The 17,553-nt window shown below is 60.7% G+C and carries 18 protein-coding genes; all 18 read right to left on the bottom strand.

The window, feature by feature from the left end:
* Nucleotides 1–11 precede the first annotated feature (11 nt).
* The 18 genes from flhA to fliF all read right to left on the bottom strand — a co-directional run bounded on the left by flhA (nt 12) and on the right by fliF (nt 17,548).
* Entirely contained in the window at nt 12–2,141 is a 2,130-nt protein-coding gene (gene flhA / locus BM300_RS23995; protein WP_092145041.1) for a flagellar biosynthesis protein FlhA, read from the bottom strand.
* Between the two features lie 339 nt (nt 2,142–2,480).
* Complete coding sequence (gene flhB / locus BM300_RS23990; protein WP_092144955.1) at nt 2,481–3,617, bottom strand: flagellar biosynthesis protein FlhB; 1,137 nt, start codon at nt 3,615–3,617, stop codon at nt 2,481–2,483.
* Nucleotides 3,618–3,620: 3 nt separating this feature from the next.
* Nucleotides 3,621–4,403, bottom strand: coding sequence for a flagellar biosynthetic protein FliR (gene fliR, locus BM300_RS23985; RefSeq protein ID WP_063322398.1), 783 nt, complete (start codon nt 4,401–4,403; stop codon nt 3,621–3,623).
* A 4-nt stretch (nt 4,404–4,407) separates the two neighbouring features.
* On the bottom strand, nt 4,408–4,677 hold the full coding sequence (gene fliQ / locus BM300_RS23980) for a flagellar biosynthesis protein FliQ (protein WP_014337170.1): 270 nt from the start codon (nt 4,675–4,677) through the stop codon (nt 4,408–4,410).
* 23 nt (nt 4,678–4,700) lie between these two features.
* Nucleotides 4,701–5,450, bottom strand: coding sequence for a flagellar type III secretion system pore protein FliP (fliP, locus tag BM300_RS23975; RefSeq protein WP_003199111.1), 750 nt, complete (start codon nt 5,448–5,450; stop codon nt 4,701–4,703).
* Nucleotides 5,450–5,860, bottom strand: coding sequence for a flagellar biosynthetic protein FliO (gene fliO / locus BM300_RS23970; protein WP_063325145.1), 411 nt, complete (start codon nt 5,858–5,860; stop codon nt 5,450–5,452). Before fliO ends, fliP begins: the two co-directional genes overlap by 1 nt.
* 27 nt (nt 5,861–5,887) lie before the next feature.
* Nucleotides 5,888–6,346, bottom strand: a complete 459-nt coding sequence (gene fliN, locus BM300_RS23965; protein ID WP_003199107.1) for a flagellar motor switch protein FliN — start codon at nt 6,344–6,346, stop codon at nt 5,888–5,890.
* 72 nt (nt 6,347–6,418) lie between these two features.
* Nucleotides 6,419–7,387: a flagellar motor switch protein FliM gene (gene fliM, locus BM300_RS23960; RefSeq protein ID WP_003184019.1), complete on the bottom strand. Its 969-nt coding sequence runs from the start codon at nt 7,385–7,387 to the stop codon at nt 6,419–6,421.
* A gap of 9 nt (nt 7,388–7,396) precedes the next feature.
* Nucleotides 7,397–7,900, bottom strand: a complete 504-nt coding sequence (gene fliL, locus BM300_RS23955; protein ID WP_092348944.1) for a flagellar basal body-associated protein FliL — start codon at nt 7,898–7,900, stop codon at nt 7,397–7,399.
* A 233-nt stretch (nt 7,901–8,133) separates the two neighbouring features.
* Entirely contained in the window at nt 8,134–9,510 is a 1,377-nt protein-coding gene (locus BM300_RS23950) for a flagellar hook-length control protein FliK (RefSeq protein WP_092348941.1), read from the bottom strand.
* An 88-nt stretch (nt 9,511–9,598) separates the two neighbouring features.
* Complete coding sequence (locus BM300_RS23945) at nt 9,599–9,943, bottom strand: Hpt domain-containing protein (RefSeq protein ID WP_063322400.1); 345 nt, start codon at nt 9,941–9,943, stop codon at nt 9,599–9,601.
* A gap of 31 nt (nt 9,944–9,974) precedes the next feature.
* A complete protein-coding gene (locus tag BM300_RS23940; RefSeq protein WP_072341619.1) occupies nt 9,975–11,681 on the bottom strand; it encodes an ATP-binding SpoIIE family protein phosphatase in 1,707 nt (568 codons plus the stop codon).
* Between the two features lie 5 nt (nt 11,682–11,686).
* On the bottom strand, nt 11,687–11,992 hold the full coding sequence (locus tag BM300_RS23935) for an STAS domain-containing protein (RefSeq protein ID WP_053182985.1): 306 nt from the start codon (nt 11,990–11,992) through the stop codon (nt 11,687–11,689).
* A 102-nt stretch (nt 11,993–12,094) separates the two neighbouring features.
* Entirely contained in the window at nt 12,095–12,544 is a 450-nt protein-coding gene (gene fliJ / locus BM300_RS23930; protein WP_003199091.1) for a flagellar export protein FliJ, read from the bottom strand.
* A gap of 6 nt (nt 12,545–12,550) precedes the next feature.
* Nucleotides 12,551–13,909: a flagellar protein export ATPase FliI gene (gene fliI, locus BM300_RS23925; RefSeq protein WP_063322402.1), complete on the bottom strand. Its 1,359-nt coding sequence runs from the start codon at nt 13,907–13,909 to the stop codon at nt 12,551–12,553.
* Nucleotides 13,899–14,744, bottom strand: a complete 846-nt coding sequence (gene fliH, locus BM300_RS23920; RefSeq protein ID WP_092348938.1) for a flagellar assembly protein FliH — start codon at nt 14,742–14,744, stop codon at nt 13,899–13,901. The genes fliI and fliH overlap by 11 nt, the downstream gene beginning before the upstream one ends.
* Nucleotides 14,745–14,751: 7 nt before the next feature.
* Nucleotides 14,752–15,771, bottom strand: coding sequence for a flagellar motor switch protein FliG (fliG, locus tag BM300_RS23915; RefSeq protein ID WP_003199086.1), 1,020 nt, complete (start codon nt 15,769–15,771; stop codon nt 14,752–14,754).
* Nucleotides 15,764–17,548: a flagellar basal-body MS-ring/collar protein FliF gene (gene fliF, locus BM300_RS23910; protein WP_092464213.1), complete on the bottom strand. Its 1,785-nt coding sequence runs from the start codon at nt 17,546–17,548 to the stop codon at nt 15,764–15,766. The genes fliG and fliF overlap by 8 nt, the downstream gene beginning before the upstream one ends.
* Nucleotides 17,549–17,553: the final 5 nt, after the last annotated feature.

Below are 17,553 nucleotides of genomic sequence, written 5' to 3'. Positions count from 1 at the left end.
AAACCACTACCTCAGCCGTTGGGCCCTACTGTCGCAACGATGGTCACTTGCTTGTTGTCCGGTATTTCCTGGTACGCCAGCACATGCAGCCCCGGAACCGCGAGGCGCCCGAATCGCGAGAGCATCGCGCGAATCGGACCGGCCACCAGCAGGATCACCGGTTGGCCTTGCATCTCTTGCCGCTGGGCTGCTTCGATCAGCGAACGCTGCAGCTTCTCGGCCATGCTTGGCTCCAGCAGAACACCCTCTTCCGAGCCTTGTCCTGCCTTCTGCAGACTATTGAGCAATATCTGTTCCAACCTTGGCTCCAAGGTGATCACAGGCAGCTCAGACTCAGTGCCTACAATGCTTTGGACGATTGCACGGGACACGCCGACCCGAACCGCAGCCACCAGGGCGGCGGTATCTTGACTCTTGGAAGCGTTGTTGGCGATAGCCTCGGCAATACTGCGTATGTCGCGCACGGGCACCTGTTCGGCCAACAGCGCCTGCAGCACCTTGAGCAACTGCGACAACGAAACCACACCCGGCACCAGCTCTTCGGCCAGCTTCGGCGAGCCTTTGGCCAGTACTTGCAGGAGTTGCTGGACTTCTTCGTGGCCGATCAGCTCGCTGGAGTGCTTGTACAGGATCTGGTTCAAGTGGGTCGCCACCACTGTACTGGCGTCCACCACGGTGTAGCCAAGGGACTGCGCCTGGGCCCGTTGACTGATTTCGATCCACACCGCTTCCAGGCCGAAAGCCGGATCCTTGGCGGTGATGCCGTTGAGGCTGCCGTAGACCTGCCCCGGGTTGATCGCCAGCTCGCGATCCGGGTAGATCTCGGCTTCAGCCAGGATCACCCCCATCAAGGTCAAGCGATACGCGCTCGGCGCCAGATCGAGGTTGTCGCGGATATGCACGGTGGGCATCAAGAAGCCCAGGTCTTGGGAGAGCTTCTTGCGCACCCCCTTGATACGCGCCAGCAACTGACCACCCTGGTTGCGGTCGACCAATGGAATCAGGCGGTAACCGACTTCCAGGCCGATCATGTCGATAGGCGTCACGTCATCCCAGCCCAGTTCCTTGGTTTCCATGGCGCGGGCCGGCGACGGCAGCAGCTCCTGCTGACGCTTGACCTCTTGCAGGGCCTGGACTTTCTGCACGTTCTGCTTTTTCCAGAACAGGTAGGCGCCACCGGCAGCCATGGCAGCCATGGTCAGAAAGGAAAAGTGCGGCATTCCCGGCACGATCCCCATCACCGCCATCAAGCCTGCGGCCACGGCCAAGGCCTTGGGCGAGGCGAACATCTGACGACCAATTTGCTTGCCCATGTCTTCGGAGCCCGAAGCGCGGGTCACCATGATCGCAGCAGCTGTGGATAGCAACAGTGATGGCAATTGCGCCACCAAACCGTCACCGATGGTCAGCAGGGCGTACACCTTACCGGCATCGCCAAAAGTCATGCCGTGCTGGAAGATACCGACGGCCATGCCGCCGATCAGGTTAATGAACAGAATCAGCAAACCGGCGATGGCGTCACCGCGTACGAATTTGCTGGCACCGTCCATGGAACCGTAGAACTCGGCCTCCTGGGCCACTTCCAGACGACGCAGCTTGGCCTGGCTCTGGTCGATCAAGCCGGCGTTGAGGTCGGCGTCGATCGCCATTTGCTTGCCAGGCATCGCATCGAGGGTAAAACGCGCGCTCACCTCGGAAATCCGTCCGGCACCCTTGGTCACCACGACGAAGTTGATGATCATCAAAATGGCGAAGACCACGATACCGACCACATAGTTGCCGCCGATCACCACCTCACCGAACGCCTGGATCACCTTACCGGCGGCAGCGTGCCCTTCATGCCCGTGGATCATCACGACCCGGGTGGAGGCCACGTTCAACGCCAGGCGCATCAACGTGGCTACCAGCAGGATGGTGGGGAATACTGCGAAATCCAATGGCCGCAAGGCGTAGACACAAACGAGCAGCACCACGATCGACAGCGCGATGTTGAACGTGAAGAACACGTCCAGCAGGAACGGCGGCACCGGCAGCATCATCATGGCGAGCATGACCAGCAGCAACAGCGGCACACCCAGGTTACCCCGGCTGAGGTCTGCTACGTTGCTGCGAGCGGTGCTGAGTAACTGAGAGCGATCCACCAATAATCCCCGTGCCTGTAAAGCAAACTTTTGACGCCCCGGACGGGCGCAGACGGGGTATTGCAAGAAGCCTTCCAACTTTGGCCGCAGGTAGGAACGGAGGGCGCTACAGGAAAAATCATGCCCCGCCGAACGCAGAACCTGTAGTGAGGGGATTTATCCCCGACGGGCTGCGAAGCGGCCCCTGAATCTGGGATATTCAGGTATGCCTGGGGAATTGAGTGGGTCTGGTTTGGGGCCGCTTCGCAGCCCAGCGGGAGCAAGCTCCCTCGCCACAGGTCCACCGTGTCCCCGCTCCAAACAGTTCTGCACCTGGTTCAACGCCTGCAATAGCCAGACTCAGGAATCCCGTCGCAAATCCGGCGGAATCGGCAAATCCTTGAGTGGCTCGGGGCGCTTGCCCTTGCCGGCGCGGTGTTGGCGGATCTGGTAGACGTAGGCCAGTACCTGGGCCACGGCCAGGTACAGGCCGCCAGGGATTTCCTGATCGAGTTCGGTGGAGTAGTAAATCGATCGCGCCAGGGCCGGGGATTCGAGCAACATCACTTCATTGGCCACGGCGATTTCACGGATTTTCAGCGCCAGGAAGTCACTGCCCTTGGCCAGCAACACCGGAGCGTTGCCTTTTTCGGGGTCGTACTTGAGGGCTACGGCGTAGTGAGTCGGGTTGGTGATAACCACATCGGCGTCGGGGATCGCCGCCATCATCCGCCGCTGGGACACCTCGCGCTGCAACTGGCGAATCCGCTGCTTGACCTCCGGCTTGCCCTCCTGGTCCTTGTGCTCGTCGCGTATCTCCTGCTTGGTCATCATCAACTTCTGCTTGCTCTGATACAGCTGGATTGGCACATCGATGGCAGCGATCAGGATCAGGCCGCAGGCCATCCACAATGTGCTCCAGCCCACCAACTGCACACTATGGATAATGGCCTGCTCCAGAGGCTCATGGGCGATGCGCAACAGGTCGTCAATGTCGGACTGCAAGACGGTGAGCGCCACAAACAGAATCAGCAGGAATTTCCCAAAAGCCTTGAGCAGCTCCATCAGCGCCGTAGTAGAGAACATACGTTTGATGCCGGCGGCCGGATTCATCCGGCTGAATTTAGGGGCCAAGCTCTTGCCGGCGAACAGCCAGCCACCGAGGGAAATCGGGCCAATGATGGCAGCCAACAACAAGAAGAGCAGGACTGGCTGTACCGACAGAATCGCAATTTTTCCCGAGTGCAGCAGATACTGCCCCATCGCTCCCGGACTCAGCAGCACTTCACGGGGCAGGGAGAAATTCAGCCGCATGATTTCCAGCAAGTCCAAGGCCAACCCACCACCATAAATCAGCAACCCGCCCGCCCCGGCCAGCATCACCGCCAGGGTATTGAGTTCCTTGGAGCGAGCGATCTCACCCTTTTCCCGGGACTCCCTCTTGCGCTTATCCGTGGGGTCTTCTGTCTTGTCCTGACCACTCTCGCTCTCGGCCATGGTTCAGCGCGCCTGTGCCATGTCGCGTAAAAGCTGCAAGGCCTGGGTAGCCAGCGGCTGATACTGATTGAGGATATCCCCCAGGCTGACCCAGAAAATCACCATGCCCAGCACAAGGGTGAGCGGGAAACCAATGGAGAAAATATTCAACTGCGGCGCCGCGCGGGTCATCACGCCAAACGCGATGTTGACTATCAGCAACGCGGTGATCGCCGGCAATACCAGCACCATCGCCGCACCCAGGACCCAGCCGAGCTTGCCGGCGATTTCCCAGAAATGATTGACCAGCAACGCACTGCCCACCGGCATCGTGGTGAAACTCTCGGTCAACACCTCGAACACCACCAGATGCCCGTTCATGGCGAGGAACAACAGAGTCACCAGCATCGTCAGGAACTGACCGATCACCGCCGTGTTGACGCCGTTGGTAGGGTCGATCATGGACGCGAAGGCCATGCCCATCTGGATCGAGATGATTTGCCCGGCCACCACGAAGGCCTGGAAGAACAGCTGCAGCGAAAACCCCATCAAGGCGCCGATGAGGATCTGCTCGGCGATCAACATCAGGCCGCTGAGATCCAAGGCATTGACCGGCGGCATCGGTGGTAACCCAGGCGCAATGACCACCGTGATGGCCAAGGCGAAATACAGCCGCACGCGGGTCGGCACCAGGGTCGTGCCGAAGACTGGCATGCTCATGAGTACCGCGGTGACGCGAAACAGCGGCAGGATGAACGACGCCACCCAGGTACTGATCTGGGTGTCCGTCAGCGCGAGCATCGACATGGGGTCAGCCGATCAACTGCGGAATACTGCCATACAGCTGCAGAATGTATTCCATGAAGGTTTGTACCAGCCAGGGGCCAGCGACGATCAGCGTCACCAGCATCACCAGCAGGCGCGGCAGGAAGCTCAAGGTCTGTTCGTTGATCTGGGTCGCGGCCTGGAACATTGCCACCAGCAACCCCACCAGCAGACTGGGGATCACCAGGATGGCAACCATTATGGTCGTCAGCCAGAGTGCTTCACGGAACAGGTCTACCGCTACTTCAGGCGTCATATCGCCCTCCCCGCACAAAAGGCCTAAACACCGCCGAAACTGCCCGCCAGGGTACCGATGATCAGCGCCCAGCCATCCACCAACACAAACAGCATGATCTTGAACGGCAAGGAAATGATCAGCGGAGAGAGCATCATCATGCCCATGGCCATCAGGATACTGGCGACCACCAGGTCAATGATCAGGAACGGGATGAAAATCATGAAGCCGATCTGGAACGCGGTCTTGAGTTCAGAGGTCACGAACGCTGGCACCAGGATGGTCAGCGGCGCCTGGTCGGCACTGGGGATATCGGTGCGCTTGGACAGGCGCATGAACAGCTCCAGGTCGCTGCTGCGAGTCTGGGCCAGCATGAAATCCTTGATCGGCACTTCAGCCTTGGCCACGGCATCCTGGGCGGTGATTTTTTCTGCCAGGTAGGGTTGCAGCGCATCCTGGTTCACCCGGTCGAACACCGGCGCCATGATGAACATGGTCAAAAACAGCGCCATACCGGTGAGGATCTGGTTCGAGGGGGTCTGTTGCAGGCCCAGGGCCTGGCGCAGGATCGAAAAGACAATGATGATCCGGGTGAAGCTGGTCATCAGCATGACGAACGCCGGGATGAAACTCAGCGCGGTCATGATCAGCAGGATCTGCAGGCTGACCGAGTATTCCTGGGCCCCTTCGGCGTTGGTTCCGAGGGTGATCGCCGGGATCGACAGCGGATCGGCGGCGAACGCCAACGGTGCGGCCAGCATCAAGGCCAATGCCAACAGAATGCGCAATGGCATTACTTTTTATCCTTCTGGTCTTTACCCAACAGTTCCATGAGGCGCTGGGCAAATTCGGGGCTGGCCTGCTCGGCGGAGGGCACCTGCACCGGCTCCTTGAGGACGTGCAAGGCGGTGATGGTGCCCGGGCTCAAGCCGAGCAGGATCTGCTCGTTACCGACCTGTACCAGCACCAGCCGGTCGCGTGGCCCGAGCGCGCGCGAACCGACGATGTCGATGACCTGCCCCTTGCCAGCCGGCCCCGCCTGCTGCACACGCCGCAATAACCAGGCGAGAAAGAAGATCAAGCCCAGAACCAGCAGCAAGCCGAGCACCAACTGCGCCAATTGCCCGGCGATACCACTGCCTGCTACCGGCGCAGCGGCGGCCGTGGCAACCGGTTCGGCCGCCAGCACACTCAATGGCAGCATCGCGGCTGCAGCGAAGAAACCTTTCACTCAGCGCAACTTCTTGATGCGTTCGCTCGGGCTGATCACGTCCGTCAGGCGAATGCCGAACTTCTCGTTGACCACCACCACTTCGCCATGGGCGATCAAGGTACCGTTGACCAGTACGTCGAGCGGCTCGCCGGCCAGGCGGTCCAGTTCGATCACCGAACCCTGGTTGAGCTGCAGCAGGTTGCGGATGTTGATGTCGGTGCTGCCCACTTCCATGGAGATCGACACCGGGATATCGAGGATCACATCCAGGTTCGGACCATCGAGCGTCACCGGCTCATGACTCTTCGGCACGCTGCCAAATTCTTCCATCTGCAGGCGACTGGACGCATGGGCGCCAGTATCGGCCGCCAGCAAGGCGTCGATGTCGGCTTGCCCGGCATCGCCGGTTTCTTCCAGGGCCGCGGCCCATTCGTCGGCCAGCGCCTGGTCATCCTGGGTATTCATATCGTCAGCCATCATGTTTCCTCGGCGGGCAAAAATTCAGTTAGAAGCAAAAAACCGTTACAAACTTAAGGCGTTCGACACCGCTCAGCGGCGTTCGATCGGCTCGATCACCTGCAACGCCAGGTTGCCTTTGTGAGAGCCCATCTTGACCTTGAAGGCCGGCACGCCATTGGCGCGCATGATCATGTCTTCCGGCATCTCTACGGGGATGATGTCCCCCGGCTGCATGTGCAGGATGTCCCGCAGGCGCAGTTGCCGGCGAGCGACCGTCGCACCGATCGGCACGTCGACATCCAGCACGTCCTGGCGCAAGGCATTGATCCAGCGCTCGTCCTGATCGTCGAGGTCCGACTGGAAACCGGCGTCGAGCATTTCACGCACCGGCTCGATCATCGAGTACGGCATGGTCACGTGCAGATCGCCGCCACCGCCATCGAGTTCGATGTGGAAGGTCGAGACCACAATGGCCTCGCTCGGGCCGACAATGTTGGCCATGGCCGGGTTCACTTCCGAGTTGATGTACTCGAAGTTCACTTCCATGATCGCCTGCCAGGCTTCCTTCAGGTCGACGAAGGCCTGCTCCAGCACCATGCGCACCACCCGCAACTCGGTTGGGGTGAATTCCCGACCTTCGATCTTGGCGTGACGGCCGTCACCACCGAAGAAGTTGTCCACCAGCTTGAACACCAACTTGGCGTCAAGGATGAACAACGCGGTGCCGCGCAACGGCTTGATCTTCACCAGATTGAGACTGGTGGGCACGTACAGCGAGTGCACGTACTCGCCGAACTTCATCACCTGCACGCCACCGACGGCCACATCGGCCGAACGGCGCAGCATGTTGAACATGCTGATGCGGGTGTAGCGGGCGAAACGTTCGTTGATCATTTCCAGGGTCGGCATGCGTCCGCGAACGATGCGATCCTGGCTGGTCAGGTCGTAGCTTTTGACGCTGCCCGGTTCAGCAGCGTTTTCGGTCTGTACCAGACCGTCGTCGACACCATGCAACAGCGCATCGATTTCGTCCTGGGACAGCAGGTCCTGCACGGCCATGTCGTGTTCCTACTGCAATACGAAGTTAGTGAAGAGCAACTGTTCGATCACCACTTTGCCAAGCTCTTTCTGAGCGACTTCCTGCACGCTGGCCGTGGCTTTCTGACGCAACATTTCCTGGCCGACGGGCGTGGCCAAGGTGTCGAAACTCTGTCCGGAAAAGAGCATCACCAGGTTATTGCGGATCAGTGGCATGTGTACCCGCAGCGCTTCCAGGTCAGCCTGGTTGCGACCCAGCAGGGTAATGCTCACCTGCATGTAGCGTTGACGACCGTTCTGGGTGTAGTTGGCCACGAAGGCTGGCGCCATCGGTTCGAAAATCGCCGGCTGCTTGCCCACTGGCGCAGCTTCGACCGCCACTGCCGGCTTGCTTTGAGCGCTGTGCATGAAATACCAGGTCGCACCCACAGATACACCGATCGCCAGGAGCAAACCCACTACGATCATGATGATCAGCTTGAGTTTGCCTTTGGTTGCAGGGTCTTTTACAGCTGCTGCTTCACTCTTCGCCATGCCAATAATCCGTCACTAATCGGGGTTTTCACTGTTGCACGGCAAGGCTGGAGCAAGTGTTATGCCAGAAGTGGCAAGAGAGAAGATGGCTGGGCGGATGCAATCTTTGATCGCCCTGAAACCAATGTGGGAGCGAGCTTGCTCGCGATAGCGAAGGATCAGTTACCTGCAAGGTAACTGACAAGCCGCTATCGCGAGCAAGCTCGCTCCCACTGAGGGGGGGGGCTGTGACATCAGGCGTAGTAGTCGACCGCACTGGAGCCAATGACGCTGGTGGTACTGGCCGCCACTTCCGCAACGCTGGCCGGCAGGTGTTCATCCGCCGAGTCCACTCGCCCACCGGACGACGTCGTGCGCCCGGCCTGGGCTTGCTGCTGGGCCTGCTGCCCCTGGTTCTGCGAGCCTCGGGATTGATCGGACACGCTGACATCGACCTGGCCCATGCCCTGCTGGGCGAAACTGTCCCGCAGGCGATGCATCTGACCCTCGAGAGCTTCGCGAACGCCGGAGTGGGCACTCATGAACGTGACCTGGGTCTGCTGGTCCGGAACCATGTTCACCCGGATATCCAGGCGTCCGAGTTCGGCGGGTTGCAGCTGGATGTCGGCCGCCTTGAGATTGACGCTGGACAGGTACATCACCCGGTTGACCACCTCTTCGGTCCAACCGCTCTGATTCATCGCGATAGGTTGATTGACCGGCACCGCGTTGGCGGTCTTGGGCGTAGCAGCCTGGGTCAGTGCGGCCAGGCGGTTGGCGAAATCGTCCACGCGAGTATCATTGGAAGCGGCGCTCAGGTCCTTGAGACCCTCGCTGATCAAGCCGCCGAATGCCTTGTCACCGCCCTGCTGGCTACCAGAATCGGTACTGTTCTGGTCGGCCTGCACGGTGAGCATGCTCGCCATGCCTGCGGCGAAGGTCTGCGCCGAAGTCGGCTCACCGTCGAGCGACGCCGAGGCAGCAGTCTTGGATTGCGCCTGGCTGGAGGCGGAAACATGACCGCCCTGCTCCATCGCCAACCGCAAGGCAGGCAATGCGTCGAGCGGGTCGGCTTCAGGGTCAAAGGCTGGGTCGACCTCCGGGACCACCGCAGCCTGGGCTGGCGCCACCAGCGGGGCAAGCGGTGCCGCGACGGCTGTGGAGACCTGAGTCTCGGTCGTGGCCACAGGCGCAGGTTCCGGCGCGATTGTCGCCACCGGCACCGTCACGTCGGGTAGCAATCCTGGATCAAGGCTCGGATCGACGGGTGCAGCATCCGCCACTGGCGTCTCAGCCGAGTCGGCGTTGTCGTCACTGGCAGTCTCGTCGTCGGCGCTAACCGGTTTGTCCGCGGGCAAGGGTTTGCCGCTATCGGCAACTGTCGGTTCCGAGGTGGCAGGGGTTTGGTTGCCGGTGTCTTTTTTGACGGTGTTACTGGAAGCGTTGTCGCGCGCCGATTTCACTGGTGGCTCAGGGGCCGCCGCAGCCTTGTCAGGCGCCTGCTTGGCGAAGACTTGAGCGAAGCTGGAGGCTCTATCCCCGAGATCCGGGGCCGCTGCCGGTGAATTGACGGCGGCCTTGGGCTTGGCCTGGACAGAGGCCTGAAGCAGTGTATTGGGGGTAACGGGCATAAAAAGGTCTCCGCTGCACTGGAATCATAGGTACAGTCGAGACTAGGCAATGCAAGGCACGGGCCAACGTCTGCCCGACCGTCAAATCTCAGCAGTGAAAGCCTTCGCGCTCTTCCCTGCAAAGCTTGCGAACATAAGCAAATTCGCTGTCGATTTCGTTGACCAGTTTCTCGATACCGCCCAATGACGGCTGCTTGGCACGTTGCTCCAGTTCGCCACACAGCTCGGCCAGGCGGATAGCGCCCATGTTGCTGCTGCTGCCCTTGAAGCTGTGGGCCGTGGCGCTCAGTTTTTCAGCGTCCCGTGCCTCATGCAGCACGCGCAAGCGAGCCTCCGAATCATTGAGAAACGTATCCAGCAACTCCAGATACCCCTCCTCCATGACTTCCTTCAGCGTGCTGAGCACGTCGCGGTCCAGATGAATCTCGTTCACTTGTTCGCTCCCTGATCAAGAATGGCGCCGATTATGCCGGAGCCTCCCAGAAAAACTCCACGCGCGCACTACGACCATCGTCTGACCAACTGGCCTGGTGGCTCAACTGGCGTACCAGGCTCACCCCACGCCCCGACAACCGATCAGTGTCCACAGGACGCGCCAGCACCCTGGCGACGTCAAAACCCTCGCCACTGTCCTCGACCTCTATGGCCAGGCGACCACCCTCGCCGCTTGGCGAGACATGCAAGTGCACCCGCACATAGCCGTCGCTCAGCTCATCCAGGCGCGTATTGCGCTCTCTGTAATAGCGGGCAAAACCCACCGCGTCACGCTTGAGGCTGGAGTCAAGCCCCAGCACCCCATGATCCAGGGCATTGGAATACAGCTCCGACATGACGCTATAAAGGGCGCCACTTTGCACCCTGAGCCCATGGACCTCAAGTAACAACTGCAGCAAATAGGGCATCGGATTGAAGCGCTTGAGCGTCTGCGCCCGGAATTCGAAGCTCACCGACCAATCCAGAGGGCTGGACTGGCCGCTATCGGAATAGACCGGTGGCGGCGGATTGAGTTGCGTCGGGGCGACCAGTCGCAACTCGACCATGCTGAAGTCATCCCGCGACTCACCGCGAAAATCTCGCAAGGCCTGCTGGATGTCTTCAAACAGCAGGTCGGGTTCACGGTTGGCGGCAAACACCTGTTGCAGCCGTTCAACGCCAAACAGTTGCTCGTCTTCGTCAGTGGTATCGATCACGCCATCGGACAACAGGAACACCCGGTCACCCAGCGACATGGTATGCACTTCGGTGCGGTCATCGAATAATTGAGGGGTGAGCACGCCCAATGGCAGGTGACGCGCCGGCAATGGCGTACGCACGCCGCTGAGGCTGTCATGCAGGTATCCATCGGGCATGCCGCCGTTCCAGATCTCTACCGTGCAACGCTGGAAGCTCAGGCATAACAACGTCGCGCAACAGAACATGTCCACGGGCAGGATGCGTTTGAGCTTGGCATTCATCTCTCGCAGGATCTGCGCCAGGCCATAGCCTTTGGCAGTCATCCCGTAGAACACTTCCGCCAGCGGCATCGCGCCGACCGCCGCCGGCAAACCGTGGCCGGTGAAATCCCCCAGCAGGACGTGCATGTCGCCAGCCGGATTGAACGCTGCCAACAGCAGGTCACCGTTGAACAAGGCATAAGGCGATTGCAAGTAACGGATGTTCGGCGCACTCAGGCAGCCGGAGTGGGCGATCTTGTCGAACACGGCCTTGGCGACCCGTTGCTCGTTGAGCAAGTAGTCATGGTGCCGGGCAATCTGGTCGCGCTGCTCCACCACCGTGGCCTGCAACCGACGCAAACGGTCCATGGCCTTGATCTTGGCCGCCAGGATCACTTGGTTGTAGGGTTTGGCCAGGAAATCGTCGCCGCCCGCCTCCAGGCAACGGGCCAAGGCTTCGCTCTCGGTCAACGAGGTGAGGAAAATGATCGGGACCAACTGGTCCCCGGCCAACTGCTTGATTTTCTGCGCGGCTTCGAAGCCGTCCATTACCGGCATCATTGCGTCCATCAGCACCAGGTGCGGACGCTTTTCCAGATAGACCTCGACCGCTTCGGCGCCATCGGCCGCAGTGAGCACATGATGCCCCTGGCGGCGGACGATGGTCGACAACAGCAGTCGATCAGCGGCACTGTCTTCGGCAATCAGGACCGTCAGTGGCTCCGACGACGATTGCATGGCGATCAACTGATGTCGAACAGCTTGTCAAAATTGGAGATCGCAAGGATTTTCTTGACGTCGCTGCTGCTGTTGACGACCCGGATGTCCGACTCGTCGCCACCGGCATGATCACGTAACAGCAAGAGCATGCCCAAGGCGGAACTGTCGAGATAGGTGGCTTTCTTCAAATCCACCACAATGGACTCGGGCTTGTTATTGAGTCTCTCGTAAGACTCGCGAAACTCCTGGTGCCGTCCGAAATCGAATCGACCTTCGATCGAAATCGTCAATTTCTTCCCATCTTGGGATACTTCTGTAACGACTGACATGTTCAGCTTCCCTGTCATGGACATACGTGTACAAGGTGTAGCATCAGGTAGAGGTCTGAGCAAGGTTTTGCCTCGATCATCCGACAAAATCCTGGTTTCTCATCAATAGGGATTCTGACGCGGCAGGCGCTGGGACAACTCATCCAGCAGTTTCTGTTCGCGCTTGTCTTCCAGTTGCCGCGCCTCATCAATATAGCGCTGCACCAGTTTGCGCAACCCTTCGACCCGGGCAAACGCCTCTTGCCAGCTCTGACGGGCCTTTTCCAGGTTGTTCTGGTGCCAGACCAGGCTTTGACGCTGTTGGTCGATAGCGGTACCCAACTGCGCGAGGAATCCTTGGTAACCCAACAACCACTGCCCGGAAACCCCATGGGCGCCACGGGCGATCCACTGTTCCTGGTATTCGAGTCGAAAGTTTTCGAGGTCAGCCAGCTTGCTTTCGGCGACTTTGACCTGGCCCTGGAAATAGGCCAGTCGCTGGACGGCGGTCTTCTCGGCCTTTTCGGCCATGTCCACCACTGGCGCCAGGCGTGCCGCACGACTCGTGGCCATGGCCGGTTACGTGCCTGAGACCGGGGCGAAAATAGTCTGCAAGTGCGCTTCGCTGGCGCCCATGCCGATGTTGTCGTTCAGGCTCTGGCGCAGGTAAACGGCCATGGACGGGTAAAGACTGATGGCGGTGTCGGTCTCGCGATCACCGCCGGGGACATAGGCGCCGACGCTGATCAGGTCGCGGCTTTGCTGGTAGCGCGACCAGTACTGCTTGAACTGCTGGGCCCGCTTCATGTGTTCGGCACTGATCACCGACGGCATGACCCGACTGATGGACGCCTCGATGTCGATGGCCGGGTAATGCCCTTCTTCGGCCAGGCGTCTGGACAGCACGATGTGCCCGTCGAGTACGCCCCGGGCCGAGTCGGCGATGGGGTCCTGCTGGTCGTCGCCTTCGGACAGCACGGTATAGAAGGCGGTGATGGAACCGCCGCCCTTTTCCGCATTGCCGGCGCGTTCCACCAGTTTCGGCAGCTTGGCGAATACCGAAGGCGGATACCCCTTGGTGGCCGGCGGCTCGCCGATGGCCAAGGCGATTTCCCGCTGAGCCTGGGCGAAACGGGTCAGAGAATCCATCAGCAACAGCACGTTCTTGCCTTTGTCGCGAAAGTACTCGGCAATGCGCGTGCAGTACATGGCTGCCCGCAGGCGCATCAATGGCGCATCGTCCGCTGGCGAAGCCACCACCACCGAACGCTTGAGCCCTTCCTCGCCAAGAATGTGCTCGATGAATTCCTTCACCTCACGACCCCGCTCGCCGATCAGTCCCACCACGATGATGTCGGCCTCGGTGAAGCGGGTCATCATGCCCAGCAGCACACTCTTGCCCACCCCGGTACCGGCAAACAGGCCCAGGCGCTGGCCGCGCCCGACCGTCAATAAACCGTTGATGCAGCGGATGCCCACGTCCAGCGGTACGCTGATGGGGTCGCGCTTGAGGGGGTTGATCGTCGGGCCGTCCATCGGCACCCAATCTTCGGCCTTCATGCCGCCCTTGCCGTCCAGGGCGCGTCCGGCCCCGTCCAGCACGCGCCCGAGCATGCTCATGCCCATGGGCAGGCGACCGTTATCGGCCAGGGGCACCACGCGCGCACCGGGCGCGATACCGGCGACACTGCCCACCGGCATCAAGAAAACCTTGCTGCCGGAAAATCCCATGACTTCGGCTTCGACCTGCACCGGGTGGTAGCTGTCGTCGTTGATCACCATGCAACGGCTGCCCATGGCGGCACGCAGGCCCTCGGCTTCGAGGGTCAGGCCGACCATGCGCAGCAGGCGACCTTCCAGGATCGGTTGGCCGGCCAGCTCACTGGCCTCGGCGTAGCTGCCCAGGCGCTTGCCGAAGCTGGTTCGCTCAAGGCGCATCGCGGCTGTCCAGTGCAGAAGCGTCCAATTCAGGTACATCCAAGCCAGCATCGGCCGGCGCGGCATCAGCGCTGATCAGGGGTTCGTCCGGCAACTCCAGGCTCAGGTCGGGAGCGGCCGGATGCAGGGCCTGTTCGTGCAACTGGTCGAACAATTTGGCCATGATCTGGCTGATGCGGGTTTCAACGGTTGCGTCGATGCGGCTGTGTTCGGTTTCCACACGGCAACCGCCGGGCAGCAGCGAAGCGTCCTCGACGATACGCCAGGTTTCTTCATGACGTTCGCGCAGGGCCTTGACCAGCTCGAAGTCCTGGGGATTGATGTACAGCCGCACATTGCCCACGCCCAATGGCAACAACTTGAGCGCTTCGCGCATGACATGTTCGATCTGGGTCGAATCGATGGCCAGTTCACGCTGGATGACTTGCCGGGCAATGTGCTGCACCAGCCCGACCAGGGATTTCTCGATCTGGGTGTCCTGCTCGGCGATGGGGTCGAACAGGTTGAGCATCAGCGATTCCAGCGCACGGAGCTTGGCCGTCAGCGCCACGTCGGCTTCCTGGCGGACCTTGAGCGTGGTGCTGTGGAAGCCTTCCTTTTCACCCACGGCAAAGCCTTCGTTGTAGGCCTCCTGGCGAATGCTCTCGACTTCCTCGAGGGTCAGTGGCTGGACTTCCTCCAGCGGCACTTCCTCCGGTTCCGGCAACTCTTCCACCGGTTCCGGCTCAGGCTCGGGAACATGGGGGTCGAAGCTGGGCAGCGACCAGACGTCGAAACCACCGACGTCACGGGCGCGGATCAGGTCGCTGGGTGCTTCATCACTCTTGGCAGACATAACGACCTTAGATCATCTCTTCGCCGCCCTTGCCACCGAGAACGATCTCCCCGGCTTCGGCCATGCGGCGGGCGATGGTGAGGATTTCCTTCTGTGCGGTTTCCACGTCGCTGACGCGTACCGGGCCCTTGGCCTCGAGATCGTCGCGCAACAGTTCGGCCGCCCGTTTGGACATGTTCTTGAAGATCTTTTCCTTGACGCCTTCGTCCGAGCCCTTGAGGGCCAGTACCAGCACGTCGGACGACACTTCGCGCAACAGCGCCTGGATGCCACGATCGTCGACATCGGACAGGTTGTTGAACACGAACATGAGATCTTCGATCTGACCGGACAGGTCTTCGTCGAACTCGCGAATCGAGTCCATCAACTGACCTTCGATCGAACTGTCGAGGAAGTTCATGATGTCCGCCGCGCGCTTGATGCCGCCCAGGGTGGTGCGCGAGGCATTGGAGTTGCCCGAGAACTGCTTCTCGAGGATCTGGTTCAATTCTTTCAGCGCCGCCGGCTGCACGGTGTTGAGCGAAGACACCCGCAGGATGATGTCCAGGCGGACCTTGTGGTCGAAATTGCCCAGCACTTCACCGGCCTGATCCGGGTCGAGGTAAGCCACCACGATCGCCTGGATCTGCGGGTGCTCGTAACGGATCACGTCGGCAACCGCCCGCGGTTCCATCCACTTGAGGCTGTCCAGGCCACTGGTGTTGCCGCCCAGCAGGATCCGGTCGATCAGGCCGTTGGCCTTGTCCTCGCCCAGTGCCTGGGTGAGCATCTTGCGCACGTAGTCGTCGGAACCGACGCCCAGGCTGGTCTGATCGCCGACGATGTCGACGAACTCGCTCATCACCTGCTCGACCTGTTCACGGTGCACGTTGCCCATCTGCGCCATGGCCACGCCCACGCGCTGGACCTCCTTGGGCCCCATGTGGCGCAGCACCTGGGCGGCGTCGGTCGAGCCCAGGGACAGCAGCAGGATCGCGGCTTTGTCGACCCGGGACAATTTGGCAACAGCGGCTCGATTATCACTCATCTGCGTTAATCCACTCTTTCACGACCTGGGCCACACGACCCGGATCTTCTGCCACCAGACTCTTGATAGCGTTCAACTGAGCGTCATAGCCTTCGCTCGGGCTTGGCAGCAGAATGCTCTGCGGCCCGCCGAGGCTGACGCGATCGTTGGCCAATTCGCCATCCAGGCCGCCCATGCCTCCCAGCTCGACATCGCCGAAAGCTGCCAACTGCTTGTTCTTGCCGCCACCGGTGATGTTGTTGAGCACCGGACGCAGCACGCCAAACACCAGCACCAGGATAAACAACACACCCAGTACTTGCTTGACCACATCCCAGAACCAGGGTTGCGAATAAAACGGAATATCGGCGACCACTTCACCGCGCTCCAGGGAGAACGGCACGTTGATCACACTGACGCTGTCGCCGCGGCTGGCGTCGAAACCGACGGCGTCCTGCACCAGGCGAGTAAAGCGCGCCAATTCGTCGGCGCTCCATGGCGCACGACTGGTTTCGCCGTTGGCCGCGTTGACCTTGACCTGATCGTCCACCACCACGGCGACCGACAGGCGGGTCAAACGGCCCTGCTGCTGCTTGGTGTGGCTGATGGAGCGGTCAAGCTCGAAGTTCTTGGTCGACTGCTGACGCTTGTCGGCCGGATACGGCGCCAGCATCGGCTGGCCGGTGGCCGGATCCATGATCTGCTGGCCATTGGCATCGATCAGCGGCTGCCCAGGCTGCACCATGCCGGCGGCCGCGGTGGCGCCACCGGTGGTCTGCGGCGCGCTGGCCGGCGATGGCGGCTGGTTGCTCAGGGCACCCGGTACGCCTTGCGGGCCATTGCTGGCGGTACGCTGTTCATTCACCGACTGTTCGCTGCGCAACGCCGGTTGGTCCGGGTTGAACTGCTCGGAAGTGGACTCGACGGCGCTGAAATCCACATCGGCCGACACTTCGGCTTTGTAGCGATCGTTACCCAGGATCGGTTGCAGGATGTTGTGCACCCGCTGGGTCAGCATGCCTTCCATGCGGCGGCTGTAATCGAATTGCTTGCCGGCCATGGTCAGTTCGGAGTTTTCCGCCTGATCGGACAACAGGTTGCCTTTCTGGTCGACCACGGTGATCTGCGATTTGCTCAGTTCGGGTACGCTGGTCGCCACCAGATTGACGATGGCCACGACCTGGCCTGGCTCCAGGGAACGGCCCGAATACAGCTCGACCAATACCGAAGCGCTGGGCTTGCGTTCATCGCGCACGAACACCGAGCTTTTCGGAATCGCCAGGTGCACACGGGCGCCCTTGACGTTGTTCAGGCTGGAAATGGTCCGCGCCAGCTCACCTTCCAGGCCGCGACGATAACGGGTCGCTTCCATGAATTGGCTGGTGCCCAGGCCCTGATCCTTGTCCAGGATCTCGAAACCGATGTTGCCATCGGTAGGCGTCACGCCAGCGGCGGCGAGCTTGAGGCGCGCACGGGCAACGTCATCAGCCTTGACCAGCAACGCGCCGGAATTGGGTTCGACGGTGTAAGGAATGTCGGCGGAAGCCAGGGTTTCCATGACTTGCTTGGCGTCCATGCCCGCCAAGCTGCCATACAGCGGCCGGTAGTCCGGCTGCTGGGACCACAGCACCACGGCAAAACCAATCGCCACGCTGGCAGCCAGGCCGACCAACAGGCCCACCTGACGCAGCATGGTCATCTCGGAGAGATTTTCCAGGAAGGACAGACCGAACAGCGGCGGTTTGCCGTCTACCGGAGTGGCCTTGGCCGGAACGTTATCAACGGCTGCTTCTGCCATGACTC

Origin of the sequence: Pseudomonas sp. NFACC46-3, from assembly GCF_900114515.1 — a bacterium.
Classification (GTDB): Bacteria; Pseudomonadota; Gammaproteobacteria; order Pseudomonadales; family Pseudomonadaceae; genus Aquipseudomonas; species Aquipseudomonas fluorescens_Q.
Note: the sequence above shows the minus strand (reverse complement) of the source record. Positions and strands in the feature narration are given on the sequence as shown.